The organism is Marinobacter alkaliphilus (genome assembly GCF_055394375.1).
The window spans coordinates 66,042-90,217 of sequence record NZ_AP043751.1 but is presented as its reverse complement, the minus strand read 5'-3'; the positions used below and the strand labels follow the sequence as shown (position 1 = coordinate 90,217).

Sequence of the window (24,176 nt, the reverse complement as noted above, 5' to 3'; positions counted from 1 at the left end):
ATGAACGATGCATTAAACACAGGACCGGGCTATGCCCGGCCTGCTGATGAGCGCGGTTTTACGTTAATTGAGCTTATGATCGTGGTTGCCATTGTTGGTATCCTTGCAGCCATTGCGTATCCCTCCTATCAAAGCTCGGTTGAGAAAAGCCGCCGTTCCGATGCGCAGGCTGCGTTAACTGCGTTCAGCGCTGCTATGGAGCGCCATTACACGGATAACGGAAATAGCTACCTCGGAGCCGCGGCTTCGGGCGCTGATACTGGCGCTCCCGAGATCTTTCCCACACAGGCCCCGCTCGATGGTTCCACCAAGTTTTACGACCTGACTATCGGTGCCGCGACTCGAAATACCTATACTTTGGTTGCCACACCCAAGGGAGCGCAGGCCGGCGATGGTGCACTGCGCTTGTTGTCAAATGGCGTTCGTCAATGGAATAAGGATGGTGCTGGTTCCTGGGTGGAGTGGAATCAATAACCCTTTGCGCCTATGGGCATTTTATGTTCCGCCCATAGGCGTCTTCGACTATACCATCATGGTCACTATCCCTTGCCAGAATTGGTCTTCCCCCCATATTGATTCTGATCTGGAATGCTTGTCTCGGGTCGCCATCTTTGGGACACCAGAGTAGATGTCCGATACTTTCCCGCGCCATTCCCGTCGATCTGAACCCAAAGTGCTTTCTGATTCCTGTTCTCCCGTAGAGGTAGCCTTGGGAGGGGGAGGGCAGCACCCGAAGGATGGCTTCTGATGAAGTAAGATGCCGGGATCGTGATGGATCGACAAATATTGTGATGGGCTTGTTCCAGTCTGTAGAACATTTACCGTTTGTATCTAGTGGGCACAAGGTAATATTCGCGCTTCTGGTGATGGCCTCAGTTCTGGCGTAGCTTATGCCAGTCAGTAGCTGATGCAGAGTGTCCTTGCGATGACTATCCTCGATGAGTTTGCCAAACGAGGGGAGGCCAATACCGAGCGCGATGGTCAGTATGGCCATAGTGAGCAGCAACTCTATGAGGGTGAATCCCCGGTAATGTTGTTTTTTCATTTCTACGTCCTTGTGATTGGTAGCTTAGCTCTCGTCCTGGGAGCCGAGTAAATTATCTACTCCATCCCCAACTTCTTCAACCGATACCGCAACGCCCGAAAACTGATCCCCAATCTCTTAGCCGCCGCCGTCTTGTTCCATCGGGTTGCCTCAAGTGCCTTCTCAATCGCCTGCCGCTCGATGTTCTCCAGGAAGCCCTCCAGGTCTATCTCCCCCTCGGGCACGGGAGCAGGAGCCTCTGATGTGCCAGTGTCAGAGCTGCGCTCCGATACCGGGGTTCCGGGAATAGCACCGCCACCCAGATGCAAATCAGCCGCATCAATAAAATCTTCATCACACAGCGTAAACGCCCGCTCCAGAATGTTCTCCAGCTCCCGCACGTTGCCCGGGAAATCGTATCCCTGCAGGCGTTCGATAGCCTCTGGCGTTAGTTTGGCCGGATCGCATTCGTACTCTCGGGCGATGCGCTGCAGAATATGGTCGGCCAGCAGGGAAATGTCTTCCGCCCGCTCGCGTAAAGGCGGTACCGCCAGTTCAATCACGTTAATGCGGTAGAACAGATCCTGGCGGAAGCTGCCTTCCTGCACCAGTTCCGGCAGGTTTTTGTGGGTGGCGCTGAGCACGCGGATATCCACCGGCACTTCCTTGGTGTCGCCCACCGGCCGCACGGCTTTTTCCTGAATGGCGCGCAGCAGCTTTACCTGCATGGCCAGCGGCAGGTCGGCGACTTCGTCCAGGAACAGGGTGCCGCCGTTGGCGCTTCGGAACAGGCCCTCCTTGTTTTCGACCGCACCGGTAAAACTGCCTTTCTTGTGGCCAAAGAACTCGCTTTCCATCAGTTCCGAAGGGATGGCGCCGCAGTTAACGGCGATAAAGGGGCCATCGGCCCGCGGGCCCTGCATGTGGATCATGCGGGCGACCAGCTCTTTTCCACTGCCGGATTCGCCGCTGATAAACACTGGCGCCTGGCTGCGGGCCAGCTTACGGGTCTGGTTCCGCAGCTTGCGGATTTGTGGGGATTCACCGAGCAGAAGTCCCGGCTCGTCAGCTTCGGGGCTATCCTGATTCTTGGGTTCGCTCAGCTTCAGGGCACTGTTTACCAGTTCCCGCAGGCGGGGCAGTTCCACGGGCTTGGAGACAAAATCGAAGGCGCCGGCCTTGAGTGATTCGATGGCGGTGTCCATGTTGCCGTAGGCAGTGATGACGGCAACCGGCGTGCAGGGCGCGTGCTGCTGAATCCAATGCACCAGGTCTATACCGTTGCCGTCCGGCAGGTTCATGTCGGTCAGGCACAGCTGGGGTTTATGCTGTTCAAGCAAGGCCCGGGCTGTGGTCAGGTCCGGTGCGGTGTAGGTGGTAATCCCCATGCGGGTGAGGGTGATTTCCAGCAAGTCCCGGATATCCGGTTCGTCGTCAACAATCAGCGCTGTTTGGTGTGTCATTATTTGTGTTCGGTTCCCTGTTGAATTTCAAACGCCCGATGCCCCGCGCCCGGTTTAAATCATCCGCCCGGGATGCGCGAAGGTAATGCGAAAGCGACAGCCCGGCTGTTCATTCTCCACCAGCGACAAATGCGCCTGGTTGGCCTCGCAAAGTTCCCGGGCCAGGTACAGGCCAAGGCCTGTTCCGCTCTTGTCGGTGGTGAAAAAGGGCTCAAATACCGAGTGTCGGTGTTCCCGTGCAATGCCGGGGCCGAAATCCCGTACATCCACGTAAGCCCGCTCGCCATCGGCGGTGGCGCCAACCACTAATTGTATCCTGTTTTGGCCGGTCTGCTGTTTGCTGTAGCGCAAACCATTGTCACACAGATTCACCATGACCTGCTCAATCTGGCTCTTGTCAAAGCGGGCAGGCGGTACGGCATCGTCTGCCAACACTTCAATGATGGCTTTGGAGCCGTCGTCTCGGGTCTGCTGGAAGTCCTGAGTGAATTCGGTCAGCCAGTCCCTCACGTCCACTTGCTCTGAGTTGGCGGCCCTGCGCCGGGACAGGTCGAGCACGTTTTCAATGATGCCGTTCACCCGCTTCGAGTGTCGGCGAATGATATCCAGCATCTGTTTGTCGCCTTTGTCCAGGTTGGGCGACTCCTCCATCAGTTGTGCTGCGTGGCTGATGGCCCCTAGGGGGTTGCGGATCTCATGGGCGATGCCGGCGGTCAGGCGCCCGAGCGACGCCAGCTTCATTTGCTGGGCTTGCTGGGTGACTTTGCTCATGTCCTCGATGAACACCAGAATCTGGTCGCCCCGCTCCTGATCCAGTTGGGTAAAGTTGGCCTGTAGCAGGGGGGAGGTGGGCGACGCTTGAAACGGTTCGATGCGCATGTTGGGGTTTTTCAGCCAGGCCTCCAGACCTTTGCGCAACGGTTTGGGCAGTAATCGGTTTTGGTGCTCCGCGCTACCCTGGCTGTTGACTGAACCGAAAAGCAGCTCCTCCGCCGCTGCGTTAGCCAGTCGGACCTGGCCAAAACGGTCCAGTACCAGAATGCCCGTTCGCATGCGCTGGATGATCTGCTGGTTGATCTGCTCCAACTCCGCAATGCTTCGGGCCCGGCTGGTGGCCAGAGCCTCGCTGCGCATCATGCGCTTCGAGATGCCTTGCAAAACGAAGGCAGCGGCAAAATAGAGGATGCCCAGTGAGCCGGCGCGAACAATGTCGTCCGCGGATTCGTTGATCACCAGCACCGCCCAGCCGGAGATGCCCAGGGAACAGATGGCTGCGAGCGCAGCGTAGAAAGTGCCCATGCGGCTGGGATTGAGGATGTTCCCAGCGGCAACGGAGACAATGACCAGATTGGCAAGGCCGTTGGTGATGCCGGTGCTGGCCAGCAACAGCCCATGCATTATCAGGATATCGATCAGAATAGACAGGGTAATGTGCCGCTGCCGTGGCTGCAGCCCGGCCAGCAGCATTAGGCCAACAAAGGCATTGATGGCGAGATAAGACACCGCGCCCGCCTGGTAATAATCCAGCCAGCGGAATTTGGAATCCGTCGTGAAAGGGTCCACAAACAGCAGGCCCACCAGCATCAGGCTGATCACCAGCCGGTAATGATTGTAGATGCGGAACAGCCTCACCTGCTGATGGTGTGCTCGTGGCCCGAAAGGCGAGCGCGAGGCTGTGGCTAACGATGCTTCGGTTACCATGGGTATGGTTATCTGCCTCTGGTCAGGAGAAATCCTTGTCTATGGAGGGGTATAATAGCCTTTTAACGGCAATAAGTTACAGGAGCCCTGATCATGACGGTAACCGGTACAATCACCGAAGACACTGCTGCGCCCCGTAAATTGCGGGTGGTGATGGCCCAGCTGGATTTTCTGGTGGGGGATATTCCTGGCAATACCGATTTGATCATTCAGGCTACCCGTGAGGCAGCGGAGCAGCATCAAGCGGATATCGTTCTGTTCCCGGAGCTTTGCCTGACTGGGTATCCGCCGGAAGATCTCCTGCTTCGGCCAAGTCTGGATCTGCGGGTGCAGGAGGCGCTTGAGCGCCTGCAGCAAGCCAACCTGGCGCCCGCTGTGGTTATTGGCGCGCCCCTGCGGTCAGCAGGCCTGCTTTACAACGCGGCAGTGATTATTGAAGCGGGGAAAATCCGGGGCAGGTATTTCAAGCGCTGCCCACCCAACTATCAGGTTTTTGATGAGAAACGCTACTTTGCTGAAGGCTCCCAGAGCCTGGTTGTCGACATCAAAGGGGTTCCGGTGGGCATCACCGTGTGTGAAGACCTCTGGAAAGGCGGCCCCCTGGAAGATGCGGCAGCCGCTGGTGCCCAGTTGGTCCTGAACCTGAACGCGTCTCCCTACGACATCGACAAGCAGGCCCGTCGCAAGGCATTGCTGGAGCGCAAAGCCACGGAAAATCGTGTCAGTATCGTCTACGTCAACCTGGTGGGTGGGCAGGACGAACTGGTGTTTGACGGAGGTTCGATGGTTTATGACCACTCCGGCACGTTAAAAGTAGAGATTCCCCAGTTCACCAACGGCCTGTTCCCGGTGGATTTTCTGTGTGAACACCACTGCCAACCGGTGTCTCAGCCACTGCCTCCAGAGCCGTCACTGGAAGCGAATGTTTATAACGCGCTAGTCACCGGTGTTCGGGATTATGTGAACAAGAACGGCTTCAAGTCTGTGGTGCTTGGCTTGTCCGGCGGCATTGATTCCGCGGTGACTCTGGCAGTGGCGGCGGATGCCCTGGGCAAGGAGCGGGTGCGGGCGGTGATGATGCCATTCCGTTACACCTCCAGTGCCAGCCTGGAGGACGCAGAAGCCCAGGCGAGGGCTATGGGGGTTCAGTACGATGTGTTCTCCATTGAGCCGATGTACGACACCTTTATGGCGACTTTGGCGAAACCCTTTGAGGGCACGCGCCCGGACACCACGGAAGAAAACCTTCAGGCGCGCCTGCGCGGTGTGTTGCTGATGTCCCTGTCCAACAAGTTTGGTTCGCTGGTTTTGACCACCGGTAACAAGAGCGAGATGGCCGTGGGCTACTCCACGCTCTATGGTGACATGGCCGGCGGTTTCGATGTGCTCAAAGACGTGCCGAAAACCCTGGTGTTCCGCCTGGCCTGGTACCGCAACAGCGTGGCGCCGGTCATTCCCGAGCGAGTGATTACCCGCCCGCCGTCGGCCGAACTGGCGCCAGACCAGAAAGACGAAGACAGCTTGCCCGGCTACGACATTCTCGACCAGATCCTGCATTTTTACGTAGAGCGGGATTACAGTGCCGAGGCCATTGTCGCGGAGGGATTTGCCCGTGCGGATGTCGAGCGGGTGGTGCGTCTGGTGGACATCAATGAGTATAAGCGCCGCCAGGCGCCTATCGGCGTGCGTATTACCGAGCGGGGGTTCGGTAAGGATCGTCGCTATCCGATCACCAATGGCTGGAAGCTTGGTTTCTGATTGCTTCCCATTGAAAGAAATAAGGGCCGGTGGCGAATGCTCCCGGCCCTTTGGGTCTCTGGATGGTTACTCGTCGCCAATCAGGCCAAAGGTGACAACATTGGTGAGCGAGCGATTCTGGCGGCGCAGGCGGTCAGACTGAAATTCGCCGTTCTCATCAAACGCCTCGCTGTTGGGAAAGTTGGTGCGCAGGGTGGCTATGGCGTCGCTGGCGCCTTTTTTCAGGTCCATTAACCGGAAGGTATCGGCCAGCAGAATCAAAGCTTCTTCCACGGACGGTGAAGACGGGTAATTCTCGACAACATAGCGGGCCCGGTTGTTTGCCGCGATGTATGCCTCACGCTTGATGTAATAGCGGGCAGCGTGCAGTTCCAGTTCCGCCATCCGGTTGCGCACAGCGATCATACGTTGGCGGGCATCCGGCGCGTATTCGCTGTCCGGGAAGCGGTTCAGAAGCTGCGAAAAATCCCGGAAGGCCTGCAGCTGCTCGCCTGGGTTGCGGGCAGCAACGTCGATGGCAAAATACCGCGCCGCCAGGCCGATATCGAGATTGTAGGAGGCAAGGCCACGCATATAGAGGGCGTAGTCCAGATGCTCGCTCTGCGGATTCAACCGCATGAAACGATCCGCCGCTGCCCGGGACCCCTCAAGATCAAGATTCTGGTAACGGGCGTAGATCAGGTCCAACTGGGCCTGCTCGGCATAACGGCCGAACGGGTAGTAGGTTTCCAGGGCATCCAGGTTCTGCTCGGCTTCGTTGAAATTGCCGGAGTTCATTGCCTTGCGGGCATTGTCGTAATACGTCTTTTCCGGCAGCACTTCCACGTCTTTTTTGGAGGCGCAGCCGGTTGCCAGCGCTATCATTGTGGAAAGTAGCAGTAATCGGACAACTGATCTCATGCCGGAATCCCGTATAATGGTCATAACTTGAATGAATTTCGCATTGTAGCAAAAAGAGGCTGAATGTCTTCCAATAACCGGATTACCGGACATTACACAGTACCCCCGCAGCTCAGCGACAAGCGCCTGGACCAGGCCGCCGCCGAGTTGATGCCCGAGCATTCCCGCTCGCGCCTGCAGTCCTGGATCAAAAGTGGCGCCTTGACCGTTAACGGAACCGTTCGCAAGCCCAGAGACAAAGTAATGCTGGATGACGTTCTTGATCTGGACGCCGAGCCAGAAGTGCAGGTGACCTGGGAAGCAGAGCCCATCAGCCTGGACATCGTCTACGAAGACGAACACCTGCTGGTGATCAACAAGCCGGCGGGCCTGGTGGTACATCCTGCCGCCGGCCACGCCGATGGCACCCTGGTCAATGCGCTTTTGAATCACGCGCCGGAGGTGGAAAACCTGCCCCGGGCCGGCATTGTGCACCGCCTGGATAAAGATACCTCCGGCATCATGGTAGTGGCCCGCAGCCTGATTGCTCACACCTCGCTGGTAGACCAGCTGCAAACGCGAACCATGGGGCGGGAGTACGAAGCTGTGGTTGTCGGTTCACTGACCGGAGGCGCCACCGTAGACGCACCCATCGGCCGGCACCCCCAGGATCGCAAGCGCATGGCGGTGGTTCCCTCCGGCAAACCGGCAGTAACCCATTACCGTTTGCTGGAACGTTTCGCCGCCCACACCCACATCCAGTGCAAACTGGAAAGCGGCCGAACCCACCAGATCCGCGTGCACATGACCCACGTGCGCCACCCCTTGGTGGGCGACCCTGCATACGGCGGCCGCCTGCGCCTACCCAAGGGCACCACAGAAGAACTTCGCCAGGCCCTGGCCGCATTCAACCGACAGGCCCTGCATGCCAGAAGGCTGACTCTGGAACATCCGGCAACCGGCGAAACCCTCAGTTGGGAAGTGCCATTGCCGGACGATATGGTCCAACTCATCGAAGCTTTGCGCAAGCACGCCCGGGAGCTGGAAAACAGTGATTTCTGACAACAACACCCTGACCCCGAGCTGGCGCGCACCCGCTCATGTGCGGGCCCTGTGCACAACCCGAAAAGGTGGCGTAAGCCTGCCGCCCTGGGAAGCTATGAACCTGGGCGGGCACGTCAACGACAACCCGGACCACGTAGCGGAAAACCGCAGCCGCCTGGCCGCCTTCACCGGCCTGGATGCCAACAACATCGGCTGGCTCAACCAGGTTCATGGCACCGGTGTACTAGAGCTCACGCCAGACAACGTAGATTCAATACCCGAAGCCGATGCCAGCTACACCCGACACCCCGGCATCGCCTGCGCCATACTCACCGCCGACTGCCTGCCCGTCATCCTGACAGACACCGACGGCACCATCATAGGCGCCGCCCACGCCGGCTGGCGCAGCCTGTGCGGTGGCGTACTCGAAAACCTGATCACCGCCATGGCGGTACCCCCATCCAACCTCCAGGCCTGGCTCGGCCCCGCCATAGGCCCCGACAGCTTCGAAGTCGGCCCCGAAGTCCGGCAGGCCTTCCTCGACCACAACCCCGAAGCCGATCAGGCATTCACCCCCTCCAAACAACGCCCCGGCCACTACTTGGCTAACATCTACCAACTCGCAAGTCAGCGTTTGAAAGCAGCCGGCGTTAGGTCCATCTCTGGCGGCAGTTTGTGCACTGTTAATGACAGCGACTGGTTCTTCTCGTATCGAAGAGACGGTGAAACCGGAAGAATGGCGACGTTGATCTGGATGAAATCATAATCAAGCCCAAGACGTCTCGGGCGAAAAACTCCGAAGCATCGGGCTGGGGCAGGGAGCGCTTTCCAGAACTGTCTGCAGCAGGGATGCTGCAGTCAAGCCTACATGGAAGTATTTACGGCGTGTTCTGGAAAGCGCTCCCTGTTCCAGCCCCGACGACGTAATAGCATGCCCGTAACGAACCAAACTCCACGCCAAGACTGATCGCCGTCAAATTTCTGACGAAATAGCCCCAAGCCAACTTGAAGTCCCCCAGGTTGCCCCTACATTAATTCTCAAAGCAACACGAATACCCTTCACCAACCACCAACCGGTATTCGCACAAAATTCGGGGAAACGAACACATGAGAATCGACAAACTCACCAGCAAACTGCAAAGCGCCCTGGCCGATGCCCAGTCCATTGCCGTCGGCAAAGACCACAACTTCATCGAGCCCGTCCACCTGATGCAGGCCCTGCTCGACCAGCAGGGTGGCTCGATCAAACCCCTCCTTCAGCAGGTAAGTGTAGAGCCCGGCCGCGTGCGCCAGGCCATCGCCAAAGAAATTGAAAACCTGCCGGAAGTGCAGGGCAACGCCGGCGACGTGTCCATGTCAAACGACATGGGCCGGCTGTTCAACATGGCCGACAAACTGGCCCAGAAGCGCGGCGACCAGTTCATTTCCAGTGAGCTGATTCTGCTGGCAGCCGTCGAAGACCGCGGCTCCCTCGGCCGTGTGCTGAGAGAACAGGGCGTGGACAAGGCTGCCCTGGAAAAAGCCATTGATGCCGTGCGCGGCGGCGAAACCGTCAACGACGCCAGTGCCGAAGAAAACCGTCAGGCGTTGTCCAAATACACCATCGACCTCACCGAGCGGGCCGAAGCCGGCAAACTGGACCCGGTCATCGGCCGTGATGACGAAATTCGCCGCACCATCCAGGTACTCCAGCGCCGCCGCAAGAACAACCCCGTGCTGATTGGTGAGCCGGGTGTGGGTAAAACGGCCATCGTTGAAGGCCTGGCCCAACGCATCGTCAACGGTGAAGTGCCGGACGGCCTCAAAGATAAAAAGGTGCTGTCTCTGGACATGGGTGCCCTCATCGCCGGCGCCAAGTTCCGCGGTGAGTTCGAAGAGCGCCTGAAAGCCGTGCTCAACGAACTGTCCAAACAGGAAGGTCAGATCATCCTGTTCATCGATGAGATCCATACCATGGTCGGCGCCGGCAAAGCCGAAGGCTCCATGGACGCCGGTAACATGCTCAAGCCTGCGCTGGCACGGGGAGAGTTGCACTGCGTAGGCGCCACCACCCTGAACGAATACCGGGAAAACATCGAGAAAGACGCAGCGCTTGAGCGCCGTTTCCAGAAAGTACTGGTGACCGAGCCCAGTGAGGAAGACACCATTGCGATTCTTCGTGGCCTCAAAGAGCGCTACGAAGTTCACCACGGTGTGGAAGTGACCGATGGTGCGATCATCGCCGCCGCGAAACTGTCCCATCGTTATATCACCGATCGCCAGCTGCCGGATAAGGCCATCGATCTGGTAGACGAAGCGGCAAGCCAGATTCGTATGGAAATGGATTCCAAGCCCGAGGCGTTGGATCGCCTGGAGCGGCGCCTGATTCAGCTCAAGATTGAACGCGAGGCCCTGAAGAAAGAAACCGATGCTGCTTCCAAAAAGCGGTTGGAAGAGTTGTCCTCGGTGATCGGCAATGTCGAACGCGAATACGCCGATCTGGAAGAAGTCTGGAACACCGAGAAAGCGGCGCTGCATGGCTCCCAGAAGATAAAGAGCCAGCTGGAGCAGGCCCGGATTGACCTGGAAAACGCCCGCCGCGCTGGCGATCTGGGCAAAATGTCTGAGCTTCAGTACGGCACCATTCCGGAACTGGAGCGCCAGCTGGATATGGCCAGCCAGGCTGAAATGATGGAAATGAAGCTGCTGCGTAACCGGGTAACCGACGAGGAAATCGCCGAAATTGTCTCCAAGTGGACCGGCATTCCGGTATCGAAGATGCTTGAGGGCGAGCGGGATAAACTGATGCGGATGGAAGACGCCCTCCATGACCGGGTGATCGGCCAGCATGAAGCGGTCGAGGCGGTCTCCAATGCGGTGCGTAGGTCCCGGGCCGGGTTGTCTGATCCCAACCGGCCGAATGGCTCGTTCCTGTTCCTCGGGCCGACCGGTGTGGGCAAGACCGAGCTGTGTAAGGCCCTGGCATCGTTCCTGTTTGATACCGAAGAGGCCATGGTGCGGATCGATATGTCCGAGTTCATGGAGAAGCACTCCGTCGCTCGTCTGATCGGTGCGCCTCCCGGTTACGTGGGCTATGAAGAGGGTGGATACTTGACCGAGGCGGTGCGCCGCCGGCCGTACTCGGTGCTGCTGCTGGATGAGGTGGAAAAGGCCCATCCTGATGTCTTCAATATCCTGCTGCAGGTGCTGGATGATGGTCGCCTGACCGACGGCCAGGGCCGTACGGTCGACTTCCGGAATACCGTGATCGTGATGACCTCCAACCTGGGCTCTCACATCATTCAGGAAAAGGCGGGTGAGGAAAACTACGACGCCATGAAGGCGGCAGTCATGGAGGAGGTTGGAACGCACTTCCGCCCTGAGTTCATCAACCGGGTAGACGAAGTGGTGGTGTTCCATCCGCTGGCGGAAAGCCAGATTCAAGGTATTGCCCGTATCCAGATCGAGAATCTGGCGCGGCGATTGAAAGATCAGGATATGAAGCTTGAACTGGACGATGCGGTTATGCAACTGCTGGCGGAAGTGGGCTACGACCCGGTCTACGGTGCACGTCCTCTAAAGCGGGCGATTCAGCGGATGATTGAAAACCCGCTGGCGCAGAAGCTACTGCAGGGCGGCTTTGTGCCCGGCGACACTATTCGTGCCGCTGTAGAGAACGACCAGTTGGTGTTCTCGAAGGCCTGACAAAGCCGGGCGCCAGCCAATAAAAAAGGTCGGGCAGCCAAACGTGGGTTGCCCGACCTTTTTTGTGGTGAGAAAGCTAGCGTTGGGCCGGTGCAGAGCCTTCCGGCCCGCAGTTTTCTTCCATAATCTCCCGGAACCGGCGACGTTGCTCTTCGATTTCGTCCGGCGCCAGATAGCGCATCTCGCCGTTCTCCTCAACCCGGATTCGCGCGTTGCTGTTCAGCACGTCCAGATTAGACCGGGCGGTGGCGCAATTGGCTTCCCGCTGCTTGCGGCGCGCTTCCTCAACCGCCGTTTCCTGGCGGCGCTGTTCCTGGGAGCGCTGCTGCTCCTGCAGTTCTCCCAGCTGTTCCTGGGCACTCTGGCGCTGGCCTGACTGGCTTCTGCTGGTCGTGCCGGAGCGGACATTCACCTGCTCCGAGTTCGCGCCCGTTGGCTGGCGGTCGCCAAAGTGGGTTACGCCGTTCTCATCGGTCCATTTATACACTGAAGCGCCGGCCACAAGGCCCGGTGTCATCGCCATCAGAAGTGTCAGCATCAGGATTTTTCGATTCATGTCTCTGCCCGTTTCTTGTCTACTGCCTGGGGATATCATGCCACCGAAACGATGGATTTTCCCTTGCCTGGTTCAAATCTCTTGCACGTTATATCCGGTCAGTATGGCAGAGTGTAGAGGAAAATGGTCGCAATTAAGCCACAGCGCCTATTGACAGTGAGTTTCCCGCTGTCAGAATTACCGATTGCCTGAAGACTGGGGTCAATACGGCAGGCAATCCCGAGCGAGTATCCCCCGTTAATCACCACACTGAGTTCGCCACGCGCTGGCGGGCGCTGGTTGTTGCTTACGTGCAACCCGTTGATTGGTCGTTCTCCGCAACCCTCAGGAGGGCGGCTGGCCAGGAGACAACCTCTTATTGAATGGTGTGGAGGAGTACGCCGGTTCCGCTTTCAAAAGAAGCAGGGAAACCGAAAATCCAGGCAACCGGGGCGAAACCCGGCTCATTCACTCGTAGAAGAGGGTAGAAAATCGTGGAGTTATTGTCTGGCGCCGATATGCTGATCCGCTCCCTGCAAGATGAAGGGATCGAATACATATACGGCTATCCGGGTGGTGCAGCCCTTCATATTTATGATGCGCTGTTCAGGCAGGACAAAGTCAAGCATATTCTGGTGCGACACGAGCAGGCGGCGGTCCACATGGCCGACGGCTACGCCCGTGCAACCGGAAAACCAGGTACCGTACTGGTGACCTCGGGTCCTGGAGCCACCAACACTATTACCGGCATTGCCACCGCCTTTATGGATTCCATCCCCATGGTGGTTCTGTGCGGCCAGGTTGCATCCACCCTGATTGGTGAAGATGCTTTCCAGGAAACCGATATGATGGGTGTTTCCCGCCCGGTGGTTAAGCACAACCTCAGTGTGCGCCATCCGGAAGAGATTCCCGAAGTCATTCGCAAGGCTTACTACATTGCCGCGACCGGCCGCCCAGGCCCGGTGGTGGTGGATATCCCCAAGGATATGACCACCCCGAACGAGCGCTATGAGTATTCCTATCCCAAGAAAGTGAAACTGCGCTCCTATAACCCGGCGGTTCGTGGCCACGCAGGCCAGATCAAGAAAGCCGTGGATATGCTGATGGCAGCCAAGCGCCCGATGATTTACGCCGGTGGTGGGGTGATTCTGGGTAAGGCCTCCAGCCAGTTGACTGAGCTGACCAAGACACTGGGATTCCCGATCACCAATACCCTGATGGGCATTGGTTGTTATCCCGCGACTGACAAACAGCACCTTGGCTGGCTGGGCATGCACGGCACCTACGAAGCCAACATGGCGATGCACCACTCAGACCTGATTCTCTGCGTCGGTGCGCGTTTTGATGACCGGGTAACCAATGCCACCGAGAAATTCTGCCCTGGCGCTCGCATCATCCATATCGACATTGACCCCGCGTCTATTTCCAAAACGATTGATGCCGATGTGCCGATTGTGGGCCCGGTGGATGCGGTTCTGAAAGAAATGCTCTCACTGGTCAAAGAGTCCAAAGACAAGCCGGATGCGGATGCGCTGGCGGCCTGGTGGAAGCAGATTGAAGAGTGGCGAGCATTCCACGGGATGCGTTACGAGACCAGCCCGGACGTCATCAAGCCGCAGGAAGTGGTTGAGATGCTCTGGAAGCTCACCAACGGCGACGCCTTTGTGACCAGTGATGTTGGCCAGCACCAGATGTTCGCGGCCCAGTACTACAAGTTTGACAAGCCCAACCGCTGGATCAACTCCGGTGGCCTTGGCACCATGGGCTTCGGCTTGCCGGCAGCCATGGGCATCAAGCTGACTCACCCGGATGACGAAGTGCTGTGCTTCACCGGTGAGGGTAGTATCCAGATGAACATTCAGGAACTGTCTACCTGCAAGCAATACAATCTGCCGGTGAAGATCATCAACCTGAACAACCAGGCACTGGGTATGGTCAAGCAGTGGCAGGACATGAATTATGAGTCCCGACACGCTGAATCCTACATGGAGTCACTGCCCGATTTCATCAAGCTGGCGGAAGCCTATGGTCATGTGGGTGTTCGCATTGAGCGCAAGGAAGATCTTGAGCCCAAGCTCAAGGAAGTTCTGGCGATGAAAGACAAGCTGGTGTTTGTGGACATCTACGTTGACCGCTTCGAGCATGTGTACCCGATGCAGGTTGCTCGTGGTTCCATGAAAGACATGTGGCTCAGCAAAACGGAGAGGGTGTGATCATGCGTCGAATCATTTCTGTTTTGCTTGAAAACGAACCTGGCGCTCTGTCTCGGGTGGTTGGCCTGTTCTCGCAGCGTAACTACAACATCGAGACCCTGACCGTTGCGCCGACAGAAGACGAAACCTTGTCCCGCCTGACCGTCACCACCACCGGCTCTGATAAGGTCATCGAACAGATCACCAAACAGCTGAACAAGCTGATTGAAGTGGTCAAGCTGGTCGACCTCACTGAAGGTTCCCACATTGAGCGAGAGCTGATGCTGGTCAAGCTCAAGGCGACCGGTTCCCAGCGTGCGGAAATCAAGCGCACGGTGGATATCTTCCGCGGCCAGATCGTGGACGTGACCAGTTCGGTGTACACCGTGCAGTTGGCGGGTGACAGCGACAAGCTGGATGGCTTTATCCAGGCGGTGGGTACCTCCGGAATTCTGGAAGTGGTGCGTACCGGTGTGTCGGGTATTGCCCGTGGCGAAAAGGTGCTCAGCCTCTGAGGCTGTTTTGCAAATTTGAACATCATGGCCCGTCGGGGTCATTACATATAACAGAGGTTTCTCATGCAGGTTTATTACGATAAGGATTGTGATCTTTCCATCATCCAGGGCAAGAAAGTTGCCATTCTGGGTTTCGGTTCTCAGGGCCACGCCCACGCGTGCAACCTGAAAGACTCTGGCGTTGACGTAGTGGTTGGCCTGCGCGCCGGCTCTTCCTCCATCGCCAAGGCTGAAGCTTACGGCCTGAAGACCAGCGACGTGGCTTCTGCCGTTGCTTCCGCCGACGTTGTCATGGTGCTGACTCCGGACGAGTTCCAGGCCCAGCTGTACCGCGAGGAAATCGAGCCGAACCTGAAGCAGGGCGCTACCCTGGCCTTCGCTCACGGCTTCGCGATCCACTACAACCAGATCGTTCCCCGTAAAGATCTGGACGTGATCATGGTTGCCCCGAAGGCACCGGGCCACACGGTGCGCACCGAGTTCACCAAGGGCGGTGGTATTCCTGATCTGATCGCCATCTTCCAGGACGCTTCCGGCAACGCCAAGAACGTTGCTCTGTCCTACGCCAGCGGCGTAGGCGGCGGCCGCACCGGTATCATCGAAACCACCTTCAAAGACGAAACCGAAACCGACCTGTTCGGTGAGCAGGCGGTTCTGTGTGGTGGCGCGGTTGAGCTGGTTAAAGCTGGCTTCGAAACTCTGACCGAAGCGGGCTACGCTCCGGAAATGGCCTACTTCGAGTGTCTGCACGAGCTGAAGCTGATTGTTGACCTGATGTACGAAGGTGGCATCGCCAACATGAACTACTCCATCTCCAACAATGCCGAGTACGGTGAGTACGTAACCGGCCCTGAGGTGATCAACGAGCAGTCCCGTGAAGCCATGCGTAACGCACTGAAGCGCATCCAGAGCGGCGAGTATGCCAAGATGTTCATCTCTGAAGGTGCCCTGAACTATCCCTCCATGACCGCGCGTCGTCGCCAGAATGCGGCTCACGAGATCGAGACGGTGGGCGAGAAGCTGCGCTCAATGATGCCGTGGATCTCTGCGAACAAGATCGTGGACAAAGAAAAGAACTGATCCGGAATTTCCGGTACGGCTTGAAAGCGCGGCCCTAGTGGCCGCGTTTTTCGTATATACTCCGCCCAAATGCTTTCCGGAGTTTATGGAATGACTGAAGATAAGAAATCTGTCGACAAGCCTGAACCTCAGAGCACGCCTGAGCCGGAGATTGCGGCTGGTGAGGTTGTTGAGGAAGAAGTGATTGAAGGTGCCAAAGTACGCCGTAAAGGCATCTATCTGTTGCCCAACGCCCTGACTACGGCGTCTTTGTTCTCCGGGTTCTATGCCATAGTTTCGGCAGCCAATGGCGTCTTTGACAGCGCTGCTATTGCGATCTTTGTCTCGATGATTCTCGATGGTCTGGATGGCCGGGTCGCTCGGATGACCAATACGCAAAGCAAGTTCGGCGAGGAATACGACAGCCTGGCAGACATGGTTGCCTTCGGGGTTGCTCCCGGAATGGTCGCCTTCTTCTGGGCATTGAATGGCCTCGACAAGGTTGGCTGGGCTATCACGTTCATATACGTAGCTGGAGCGGCCCTGCGCCTTGCTCGCTTCAATACCCAGATCGGCTCAGTCGATAAAAAGTATTTTGTCGGGCTTCCCAGCCCCGCTGCGGCGGCGTGTGTGGCCGGGCTGGTTTGGTGTTTCCATCAGTATGAGCCTGCTACCTGGCTGACTCTGCTGTCCATCATTGTGGTTGGCGGTGCCGGTGTGTTGATGGTCAGCAATGTGCTTTACCGCAGTTTCAAGGATCTCGATATGCGGGGGCGGGTGCCATTCGCGGCCATTCTGCTGGTGGTGCTGATTCTGGTGGTGATCGCTCTTGATCCAGCCACCGTATTGTTTACGGCATTCCTGATCTACGCACTGTCTGGTCCGGTGCGTGCCTTGTTCAGACAAAAGGCAAAACGCGCCTGACGCTATAGTGCACCCGCCCGGGGAAGTCCGGGCGGGAATTTCTCCGGGAATCTACGGTCACTTATTCAAACCGCTTCCTCTGGAGTCAGCCCATGCTCATCAAACGGCGCCCTTCCTGGTCTTTGCCCGAATCCGAAGTCACTCCCCGGTCTGTCTATCTGAACCGACGTAAATTCATGACCGGAGCTATTGCCTCTGCTGCAGCCCTCGCTGCGCCCGGCCTTTTGCGGGCAGGTGACAGCCCGACAACCACACCGTTGACCTTCCGTGAAGCGCCGGAGTACTTGACCGACGAGAAGAAAACGCCCTTTGATGCAGTAGCCAAGTACAATAATTTCTATGAGTTTGGCACCGGCAAGGGCGACCCTGCCAAGTATGCCCACGAGATGTCTGTGGACCCCTGGTCTGTGGAGGTTGATGGCGAGTGTGCCCGGCCAGGTCGTTACGCCCTGGAAGATCTGCTGAAGCCCCACGACTATGAAGAGCGAATCTACCGGCTCCGCTGTGTTGAGGCTTGGTCTATGGTGATTCCCTGGGTTGGCGTACCGTTAGCGACAGTATTAAGCCGCCTGGAGCCGAATTCGCGAGCGAAGTACGTGTACTTCGAAACCCTGCATGACCCAAAACAGATGCGAGGGCAGCGCTCCCTGTTCAGTACCATAGATTGGCCGTACAGGGAGGGGCTACGTATGGATGAGGCAATGAACGAGCTTTCTTTCCTGGCGATTGGTCTTTATGGCGAAACCCTGCCTAATCAGAATGGCGCTCCGATCCGCCTCGTGGTTCCCTGGAAGTACGGATTCAAGAGTATTAAATCGATAGTTCGGATTCGGTTTCTGGAAGAGCAGCCTAAAACGACCTGGGAATTGCTTGCGCCAAGTGAGTACGGATTCTATGCCAACGTAAACCCTGAGGTGGATCATCCGCGCTGGAGTCAGAAGAGAGAGCGGCGTTTACCCTCAGGTGTGCTCCGTCCGAATTGGATGGAAACCCGAATGTTTAATGGTTACAAAGAGCAGGTTGCGCATCTCTACAAAGGGATGGACCTGGCCAAGTTCTACTGATGTTGCCTGCAGCCGAACGAATGGTGTCGAGCGTTGTGGCAAAAGTTATCGTCTTTTGCGTCGCCTTGATGCCGCTGATATGGCTGGTGACCGATGTTGTGCTTGGCCGAATAGGGCCGGATCCTGGCCAGGAGATAACAGAGCGGCTGGGTATTGCGGCCTTTCAGTTATTGCTTGTGACGCTTCTGATAACGCCTTTGAAGAAAATGACCGGCTGGCCCGGTTGGTTGCGCCACCGGCGCATGCTGGGTTTGTTTGCCTTCTTTTACGCAGTGTTGCATGTACTTGCGTTCTTGCAGCTGATTCTCGGTTGGGGCGATTTATGGGCGACCTTCACACGCCGGCCCTACATCGCCCTGGGTGCAGTCGCCTTCCTCCTGATGATTCCTCTCGCATTAACGTCAACAAAAGCGATGATGAAGCGGATGGGGCGTCGATGGAAACCGGTCCACCGCTTGATCTACCTGTCGGCAATTTTCGCCTGGCTGCATTTTTTGTGGCAGGCAAGGAGCGATGTGACCGAAATGGTGGTATACGGGCTGTTGCTTCTGGCTTTGCTGTTTATCAGGGCATACTGGTTTGGTGTTTCTTCGTTGGTTCCCTTGCGAAAGTCCAGAGCTTGATTGGAAAGTAAGCATTTTGGTGGCGTATTGACCAGTGGCATAGGTGGAAACCGAATGAGGGGAAAGTTTTTCGAAAAAGGGCGTTGACAGTTTTCGTGGCGCCTGTAGAATGCGCACCACTTCTGAGGGACAAGCCGCTGACGGCAACCTCCCAGACGAAAGCAACTGTTTGAAAGTATTCGAAAATTTGATCTGAAGATTCTTCGAAATAAACGGTTGACAGGGCGGCGGAACGATGTAGAATACGCGGCCTTGATTGAGCAACAGCTCAAACGCTCTTTAAAAAGTTAACCAAGTAATTCGTGTGGGCGCTGGCCGAGGTATTTCGGATACGAAATATCAGGACAGTGACTCGTCGAAATTGAGTTTTGTCTTGAGCAAGAATTAAGAACTTTCGGGTTCTTGTATGATTTAAACTGAAGAGTTTGATCATGGCTCAGATTGAACGCTGGCGGCAGGCTTAACACATGCAAGTCGAGCGGTAACAGGGGGTGCTTGCACCCCGCTGACGAGCGGCGGACGGGTGAGTAATGCTTAGGAATCTGCCCAGTAGTGGGGGATAGCCCGGGGAAACCCGGATTAATACCGCATACGTCCTACGGGAGAAAGCAGGGGATCTTCGGACCTTGCGCTACTGGATGAGCCTAAGTCGGATTAGCTAGTTGGTGGGGTAAAGGCCTACCAAGGCGACGATCCGTAGCTGGTCTGAGAGGATGATCAGCCACATCGGGACTGAGACACGGCCCGAACTCCTACGGGAGGCAGCAGTGGGGAATATTGGACAATGGGGGCAACCCTGATCCAGCCATGCCGCGTGTGTGAAGAAGGCTTTCGGGTTGTAAAGCACTTTCAGCGAGGAGGAAGGCTCTGAAGTTAATACCTTCAGGGATTGACGTTACTCGCAGAAGAAGCACCGGCTAACTCCGTGCCAGCAGCCGCGGTAATACGGAGGGTGCAAGCGTTAATCGGAATTACTGGGCGTAAAGCGCGCGTAGGTGGTTAGGTAAGCGAGATGTGAAAGCCCCGGGCTTAACCTGGGAACGGCATTTCGAACTGTCTGACTAGAGTGTGGTAGAGGGTAGTGGAATTTCCTGTGTAGCGGTGAAATGCGTAGATATAGGAAGGAACACCAGTGGCGAAGGCGGCTACCTGGACCAACACTGACACTGAGGTGCGAAAGCGTGGGGAGCAAACAGGATTAGATACCCTGGTAGTCCACGCCGTAAACGATGTCAACTAGCCGTTGGGACTCTTGAAGTCTTAGTGGCGCAGCTAACGCACTAAGTTGACCGCCTGGGGAGTACGGCCGCAAGGTTAAAACTCAAATGAATTGACGGGGGCCCGCACAAGCGGTGGAGCATGTGGTTTAATTCGACGCAACGCGAAGAACCTTACCTGGCCTTGACATCCAGAGAACTTTCCAGAGATGGATTGGTGCCTTCGGGAACTCTGAGACAGGTGCTGCATGGCCGTCGTCAGCTCGTGTCGTGAGATGTTGGGTTAAGTCCCGTAACGAGCGCAACCCCTATCCCTGGTTGCTAGCAGGTAATGCTGAGAACTCCAGGGAGACTGCCGGTGACAAACCGGAGGAAGGTGGGGATGACGTCAGGTCATCATGGCCCTTACGGCCAGGGCTACACACGTGCTACAATGGCGCGTACAGAGGGCTGCCAACTCGCGAGAGTGCGCCAATCCCTTAAAACGCGTCGTAGTCCGGATCGGAGTCTGCAACTCGACTCCGTGAAGTCGGAATCGCTAGTAATCGCGAATCAGAATGTCGCGGTGAATACGTTCCCGGGCCTTGTACACACCGCCCGTCACACCATGGGAGTGGATTGCACCAGAAGTAGTTAGTCTAACCTTCGGGAGGACGATTACCACGGTGTGGTTCATGACTGGGGTGAAGTCGTAACAAGGTAGCCGTAGGGGAACCTGCGGCTGGATCACCTCCTTAAACGAAGCCGAACGCTTCGGTCAGAGTCCACACGAATTACTTGGTTGGCTAATAAAGAGAGCAAAAGGGGCTTTGCAGTCCCGATGACTGTGTCACGTTAAAGTGAAGCAGGCATTAGCGCTGTAGATTGTGACAGCTGACAAGGCGCAGGCTGAGAGAGCGAGGGAGCGTACATGAGTACGTGACCGAGTGAACGAAGGCTGCAACGCAGCTCAGGTGGCACAAGATGCAGTGATAATTGGGTCTGTAGCTCAGGTGGTTAGAGCGCACCCCTGATAAGGGTGAGGTCGGTGGTTCAAGTCCACCCAGACCCACCAAAATCGCTCAGCTCGTCGTTGCTTCCAGGCTCACGTGCTACTCGCACGCTACACCTGAAAGCGCCTAGATCTGAACGATTTTCCGAGTACGGCATCTGGTCGGCTTGGTGAGTGGTTTCGATGAGGGGCTGTAGCTCAGTTGGGAGAGCGCCTGCCTTGCACGCAGGAGGTCAGCGGTTCGATCCCGCTCAGCTCCACCAAAAAAGCCCAAAAGATCGATGCGTAACTAACTGACTAACTCCGGTTAGCAGTGTGCAGAAACAAGTATTTCGATTTAATGACATCGGTTGTTAAGCGAAGTCCTTCTTTCTGATCACTGGGTCAGATTTGCTCTTTAACAAATTGGACGAGATAGAACACGAATAGATTTCTCTCATTATCTCCGAGAGAAACTGTTCAAAGTGATAGCGATTTCAAGCGTTATCCGGTGTTGTCGTTGAAGTGGTTGTTATATGGCTTCAAGTGACTGTCTCGAAACAGGGTTCTGTATCAGGCTTGCCTGGTGAAGGATGCTGAATCGTGATCAGTTGTCTTGGGGTTATATAGTCAAGCAACTAAGCGCATACGGTGGATGCCTTGGCAGTCAGAGGCGATGAAAGACGTGGAAGCCTGCGATAAGGTTCGGGGAGCTGGCAAACGAGCTGTGATCCGGACATCTCTGAATGGGGAAACCCACCGACTTTCGGGTCGGTATCTTGTACTGAATCCATAGGTGCAAGAGGCGAACCGGGGGAACTGAAACATCTAAGTACCCCGAGGAAAAGAAATCAACCGAGATTCCCTAAGTAGCGGCGAGCGAACGGGGACCAGCCCTTAAGCTGGACAACTGGTAGGAGAAGGCTCTGGAAAGTGCCGCCATAGTGGGTGATAGCCCCGTATCCGAAACCTGAGTCCAGTGAAATCGAGTAGGTCGGCGCACGAGAAACGTTGACTGAACATGGGGGGACCATCCTCCAAGGCTAAATACTCCTGACTGACCGATAGTGAACCAGTACCGTGAGGGAAAGGCGAAAAGAACCCCTGTGAGGGGAGTGAAATAGACCCTGAAACCGTATGCGTACAAGCAGTCGGAGCAGACTTGTTCTGTGACGGCGTACCTTTTGTATAATGGGTCAGCGACTTATGTTCAGTGGCGAGGTTAACCGTTTAGGGGAGCCGTAGGGAAACCGAGTCTGAATAGGGCGAATTAGTCGCTGGGCATAGACCCGAAACCGGGCGATCTATCCATGAGCAGGTTGAAGGTGCCGTAACAGGCACTGGAGGACCGAACCCACTGTCGTTGAAAAGCCAGGGGATGACTTGTGGATCGGAGTGAAAGGCTAATCAAGCCCGGAGATAGCTGGTTCTCCCCGAAAGCTATTTAGGTAGCGCCTCGGACGAATACCACAGGGGGTAGAGCACTGTTTCGGCTAGGGGGTCATCTCGACTTACCAACCCGATGCAAACTCCGAATACCTGTGAGTACTATCCGGGAGACACACGGCGGGTGCTAACGTCCGTCGTGAAGAGGGAAACAACCCAGACCGCCAGCTAAGGTCCCAAAGTACCAGTTAAGTGGGAAACGATGTGGGAAGGCTCAGACAGCTAGGAGGTTGGCTTAGAAGCAGCCATCCTTTAAAGAAAGCGTAATAGCTCACTAGTCGAGTCGGCCTGCGCGGAAGATGTAACGGGGCTCAAACTGGTCACCGAAGCTGCGGCTGCACACTTACGTGTGCGGGGTAGGGGAGCGTTCTGTAAGCCTGCGAAGGTGTGTTGAGAAGCATGCTGGAGGTATCAGAAGTGCGAATGCTGACATGAGTAACGACAATGCGGGTGAAAAACCCGCACGCCGGAAGACCAAGGGTTCCTGCGCAACGCTAATCGGCGCAGGGTGAGTCGGCCCCTAAGGCGAGACCGAAAGGTGTAGTCGATGGGAAACGGGTTAATATTCCCGTACCTTGGATAGCTGCGATGGAGAGACGGAGAAGGCTAGGTGAGCCGGGCGACGGTTGTCCCGGTTTAAGCGAGTAGGGAGTGGACTTAGGCAAATCCGGGTCCACAATCCTGAGACGCGACGACGAGTGCCCACGGGCGCGAAGTCATTGATGCCCTGCTTCCAGGAAAATCTTCTAAGCTTCAGGCTATTCGAGACCGTACCCCAAACCGACACAGGTGGTCAGGTAGAGAATACCAAGGCGCTTGAGAGAACTCGGGTAAAGGAACTAGGCAAAATGGTGCCGTAACTTCGGGAGAAGGCACGCCGGTGTGTACGTGAAGCCCCTGCGGGTGGAGCGGAAGCCGGTCGAAGATACCAGGCCCCTGCGACTGTTTATTAAAAACACAGCACTCTGCAAACACGAAAGTGGACGTATAGGGTGTGACGCCTGCCCGGTGCCGGAAGGTTAATTGATGGGGTTAGCACTCGTGCGAAGCTCTTGATCGAAGCCCCGGTAAACGGCGGCCGTAACTATAACGGTCCTAAGGTAGCGAAATTCCTTGTCGGGTAAGTTCCGACCTGCACGAATGGCGTAACGATGGGGGCGCTGTCTCTACCCGAGACTCAGTGAAATTGAAATCGCCGTGAAGATGCGGTGTATCCGCGGCTAGACGGAAAGACCCCGTGAACCTTTACTATAGCTTCACAGTGAACTTTGAGCATGCTTGTGTAGGATAGCTGGGAGGCTTTGAACCCGGGACGCCAGTTCCGGTGGAGCCAACCTTGAAATACCAGCCTGGCATGTTTGAGGTTCTAACTCTGGCCCCTTATCGGGGTTGAGGACACTGTGTGGTGGGTAGTTTGACTGGGGCGGTCTCCTCCCAAAGCGTAACGGAGGAGCACAAAGGTGGGCTAAGCACGGTCGGACATCGTGCGGTTAGTGTAATGGCACAAGCCCGCTTGACTGCGAGACAGACACGTCGAGCAGGTACGAAAGTAGGTCATAGTGATCCGGTGGTTCTGTATGGAAGGGCCATCGCTCAACGGATAAAAGGTACTCCGGGGATAACAGGCTGATACCGCCCAAGAGTTCACATCGACGGCGGTGTTTGGCACCTCGATGTCGGCTCATCACATCCTGGGGCTGAAGCCGGTCCCAAGGGTATGGCTGTTCGCCATTTAAAGTGGTACGCGAGCTGGGTTTAGAACGTCGTGAGACAGTTCGGTCCCTATCTGCCGTGGACGTTGGAGATTTGAGGAAAGCTGCTCCTAGTACGAGAGGACCGGAGTGGACGAACCTCTGGTGTTCGGGTTGTGTCGCCAGACGCATTGCCCGGTAGCTATGTTCGGACAGGATAACCGCTGAAAGCATCTAAGCGGGAAGCCCCTTCCAAGATGAGATCTCCCTGAGGCCTTGAGCCTCCTGAAGAGCCGTTCAAGACCAGGACGTTGATAGGCTGGGTGTGTAAGCGCTGTGAGGCGTTGAGCTAACCAGTACTAATTGCTCGTGCGGCTTGACTATATA

The 24,176-nt window shown here is 56.4% G+C and carries 17 protein-coding genes, 2 tRNA genes and 2 rRNA genes; 16 read left to right on the top strand and 5 right to left on the bottom strand.

Going from position 1 to position 24,176, the window contains the following annotated elements:
• Positions 1–474: a type IV pilin protein gene (locus ACZ5Q2_RS00440; protein WP_058091304.1), complete on the top strand. Its 474-nt coding sequence runs from the start codon at positions 1–3 to the stop codon at positions 472–474.
• 10 nt (positions 475–484) lie between these two features.
• Here ACZ5Q2_RS00440 and ACZ5Q2_RS00435 read toward each other — a convergent pair whose 3' ends face one another.
• Positions 485–1,006 carry a GspH/FimT family pseudopilin gene (locus ACZ5Q2_RS00435; protein ID WP_432210697.1) on the bottom strand — a complete coding sequence of 174 codons (522 nt, stop codon included), beginning with the start codon at positions 1,004–1,006 and terminating at the stop codon, positions 485–487.
• On the opposite strand from ACZ5Q2_RS00435, the gene ACZ5Q2_RS00430 reads away from it, so the two are divergent.
• Positions 926–1,096 (top strand): hypothetical protein, encoded by a 171-nt coding sequence (locus ACZ5Q2_RS00430; protein WP_342631862.1) that lies wholly within the window; start codon positions 926–928, stop codon positions 1,094–1,096. The genes ACZ5Q2_RS00435 and ACZ5Q2_RS00430 overlap by 81 nt on opposite strands.
• Positions 1,097–1,101: 5 nt before the next feature.
• Here the strand turns inward: ACZ5Q2_RS00430 and ACZ5Q2_RS00425 are convergent, their stop codons facing one another.
• On the bottom strand, positions 1,102–2,487 hold the full coding sequence (locus ACZ5Q2_RS00425) for a sigma-54-dependent transcriptional regulator (protein WP_432210545.1): 1,386 nt from the start codon (positions 2,485–2,487) through the stop codon (positions 1,102–1,104).
• Between the two features lie 54 nt (positions 2,488–2,541).
• Positions 2,542–4,188 (bottom strand): sensor histidine kinase, encoded by a 1,647-nt coding sequence (locus ACZ5Q2_RS00420; RefSeq protein ID WP_432210546.1) that lies wholly within the window; start codon positions 4,186–4,188, stop codon positions 2,542–2,544.
• A gap of 93 nt (positions 4,189–4,281) precedes the next feature.
• On the opposite strand from ACZ5Q2_RS00420, the gene ACZ5Q2_RS00415 reads away from it, so the two are divergent.
• The gene (locus ACZ5Q2_RS00415) at positions 4,282–5,946 is read left to right on the top strand and encodes an NAD+ synthase (RefSeq protein WP_432210547.1); all 1,665 of its coding nucleotides are present in this window, start codon (positions 4,282–4,284) and stop codon (positions 5,944–5,946) included.
• A 66-nt stretch (positions 5,947–6,012) separates the two neighbouring features.
• Here ACZ5Q2_RS00415 and ACZ5Q2_RS00410 read toward each other — a convergent pair whose 3' ends face one another.
• Complete coding sequence (locus tag ACZ5Q2_RS00410; protein ID WP_138438111.1) at positions 6,013–6,846, bottom strand: outer membrane protein assembly factor BamD; 834 nt, start codon at positions 6,844–6,846, stop codon at positions 6,013–6,015.
• A gap of 63 nt (positions 6,847–6,909) precedes the next feature.
• Between ACZ5Q2_RS00410 and rluD the strand changes: the two genes are divergently transcribed.
• The 3 genes from rluD to clpB all read left to right on the top strand — a co-directional run bounded on the left by rluD (position 6,910) and on the right by clpB (position 11,553).
• The gene (gene rluD / locus ACZ5Q2_RS00405) at positions 6,910–7,887 is read left to right on the top strand and encodes a 23S rRNA pseudouridine(1911/1915/1917) synthase RluD (protein ID WP_432210548.1); all 978 of its coding nucleotides are present in this window, start codon (positions 6,910–6,912) and stop codon (positions 7,885–7,887) included.
• Complete coding sequence (gene pgeF / locus ACZ5Q2_RS00400; protein WP_432210549.1) at positions 7,877–8,635, top strand: peptidoglycan editing factor PgeF; 759 nt, start codon at positions 7,877–7,879, stop codon at positions 8,633–8,635. The genes rluD and pgeF overlap by 11 nt, the downstream gene beginning before the upstream one ends.
• Positions 8,636–8,976: 341 nt before the next feature.
• Positions 8,977–11,553, top strand: a complete 2,577-nt coding sequence (gene clpB, locus ACZ5Q2_RS00395) for an ATP-dependent chaperone ClpB (protein ID WP_230715621.1) — start codon at positions 8,977–8,979, stop codon at positions 11,551–11,553.
• A gap of 76 nt (positions 11,554–11,629) precedes the next feature.
• Here clpB and ACZ5Q2_RS00390 read toward each other — a convergent pair whose 3' ends face one another.
• Positions 11,630–12,109, bottom strand: a complete 480-nt coding sequence (locus tag ACZ5Q2_RS00390; RefSeq protein WP_061332346.1) for a DUF4124 domain-containing protein — start codon at positions 12,107–12,109, stop codon at positions 11,630–11,632.
• A gap of 473 nt (positions 12,110–12,582) precedes the next feature.
• On the opposite strand from ACZ5Q2_RS00390, the gene ACZ5Q2_RS00385 reads away from it, so the two are divergent.
• From ACZ5Q2_RS00385 to ACZ5Q2_RS00340, 10 genes are all read left to right on the top strand, one after another.
• Positions 12,583–14,301, top strand: a complete 1,719-nt coding sequence (locus ACZ5Q2_RS00385) for an acetolactate synthase 3 large subunit (RefSeq protein WP_061332345.1) — start codon at positions 12,583–12,585, stop codon at positions 14,299–14,301.
• Positions 14,302–14,303: 2 nt separating this feature from the next.
• Positions 14,304–14,795 (top strand): acetolactate synthase small subunit, encoded by a 492-nt coding sequence (ilvN, locus tag ACZ5Q2_RS00380; protein ID WP_061332344.1) that lies wholly within the window; start codon positions 14,304–14,306, stop codon positions 14,793–14,795.
• Positions 14,796–14,858: 63 nt separating this feature from the next.
• Positions 14,859–15,875 (top strand): ketol-acid reductoisomerase, encoded by a 1,017-nt coding sequence (ilvC, locus tag ACZ5Q2_RS00375; protein ID WP_061332343.1) that lies wholly within the window; start codon positions 14,859–14,861, stop codon positions 15,873–15,875.
• 90 nt (positions 15,876–15,965) lie between these two features.
• Positions 15,966–16,778, top strand: coding sequence for a CDP-diacylglycerol--serine O-phosphatidyltransferase (gene pssA, locus ACZ5Q2_RS00370; protein ID WP_061332342.1), 813 nt, complete (start codon positions 15,966–15,968; stop codon positions 16,776–16,778).
• A gap of 92 nt (positions 16,779–16,870) precedes the next feature.
• Positions 16,871–17,842 (top strand): protein-methionine-sulfoxide reductase catalytic subunit MsrP, encoded by a 972-nt coding sequence (gene msrP / locus ACZ5Q2_RS00365; RefSeq protein WP_061332341.1) that lies wholly within the window; start codon positions 16,871–16,873, stop codon positions 17,840–17,842.
• A 35-nt stretch (positions 17,843–17,877) separates the two neighbouring features.
• A complete protein-coding gene (locus ACZ5Q2_RS00360) occupies positions 17,878–18,465 on the top strand; it encodes a protein-methionine-sulfoxide reductase heme-binding subunit MsrQ (protein WP_374814545.1) in 588 nt (195 codons plus the stop codon).
• Positions 18,466–18,878: 413 nt separating this feature from the next.
• Positions 18,879–20,419 (top strand): 16S ribosomal RNA (locus ACZ5Q2_RS00355).
• 240 nt (positions 20,420–20,659) lie between these two features.
• Positions 20,660–20,736, top strand: a tRNA-Ile gene (locus tag ACZ5Q2_RS00350).
• Between the two features lie 124 nt (positions 20,737–20,860).
• Positions 20,861–20,936 (top strand) — tRNA-Ala (locus ACZ5Q2_RS00345).
• A gap of 344 nt (positions 20,937–21,280) precedes the next feature.
• Positions 21,281–24,173 (top strand): 23S ribosomal RNA (locus ACZ5Q2_RS00340).
• Together the 16S and 23S rRNA genes with 2 tRNA genes alongside form the textbook arrangement of a ribosomal RNA operon.
• Positions 24,174–24,176: the final 3 nt, after the last annotated feature.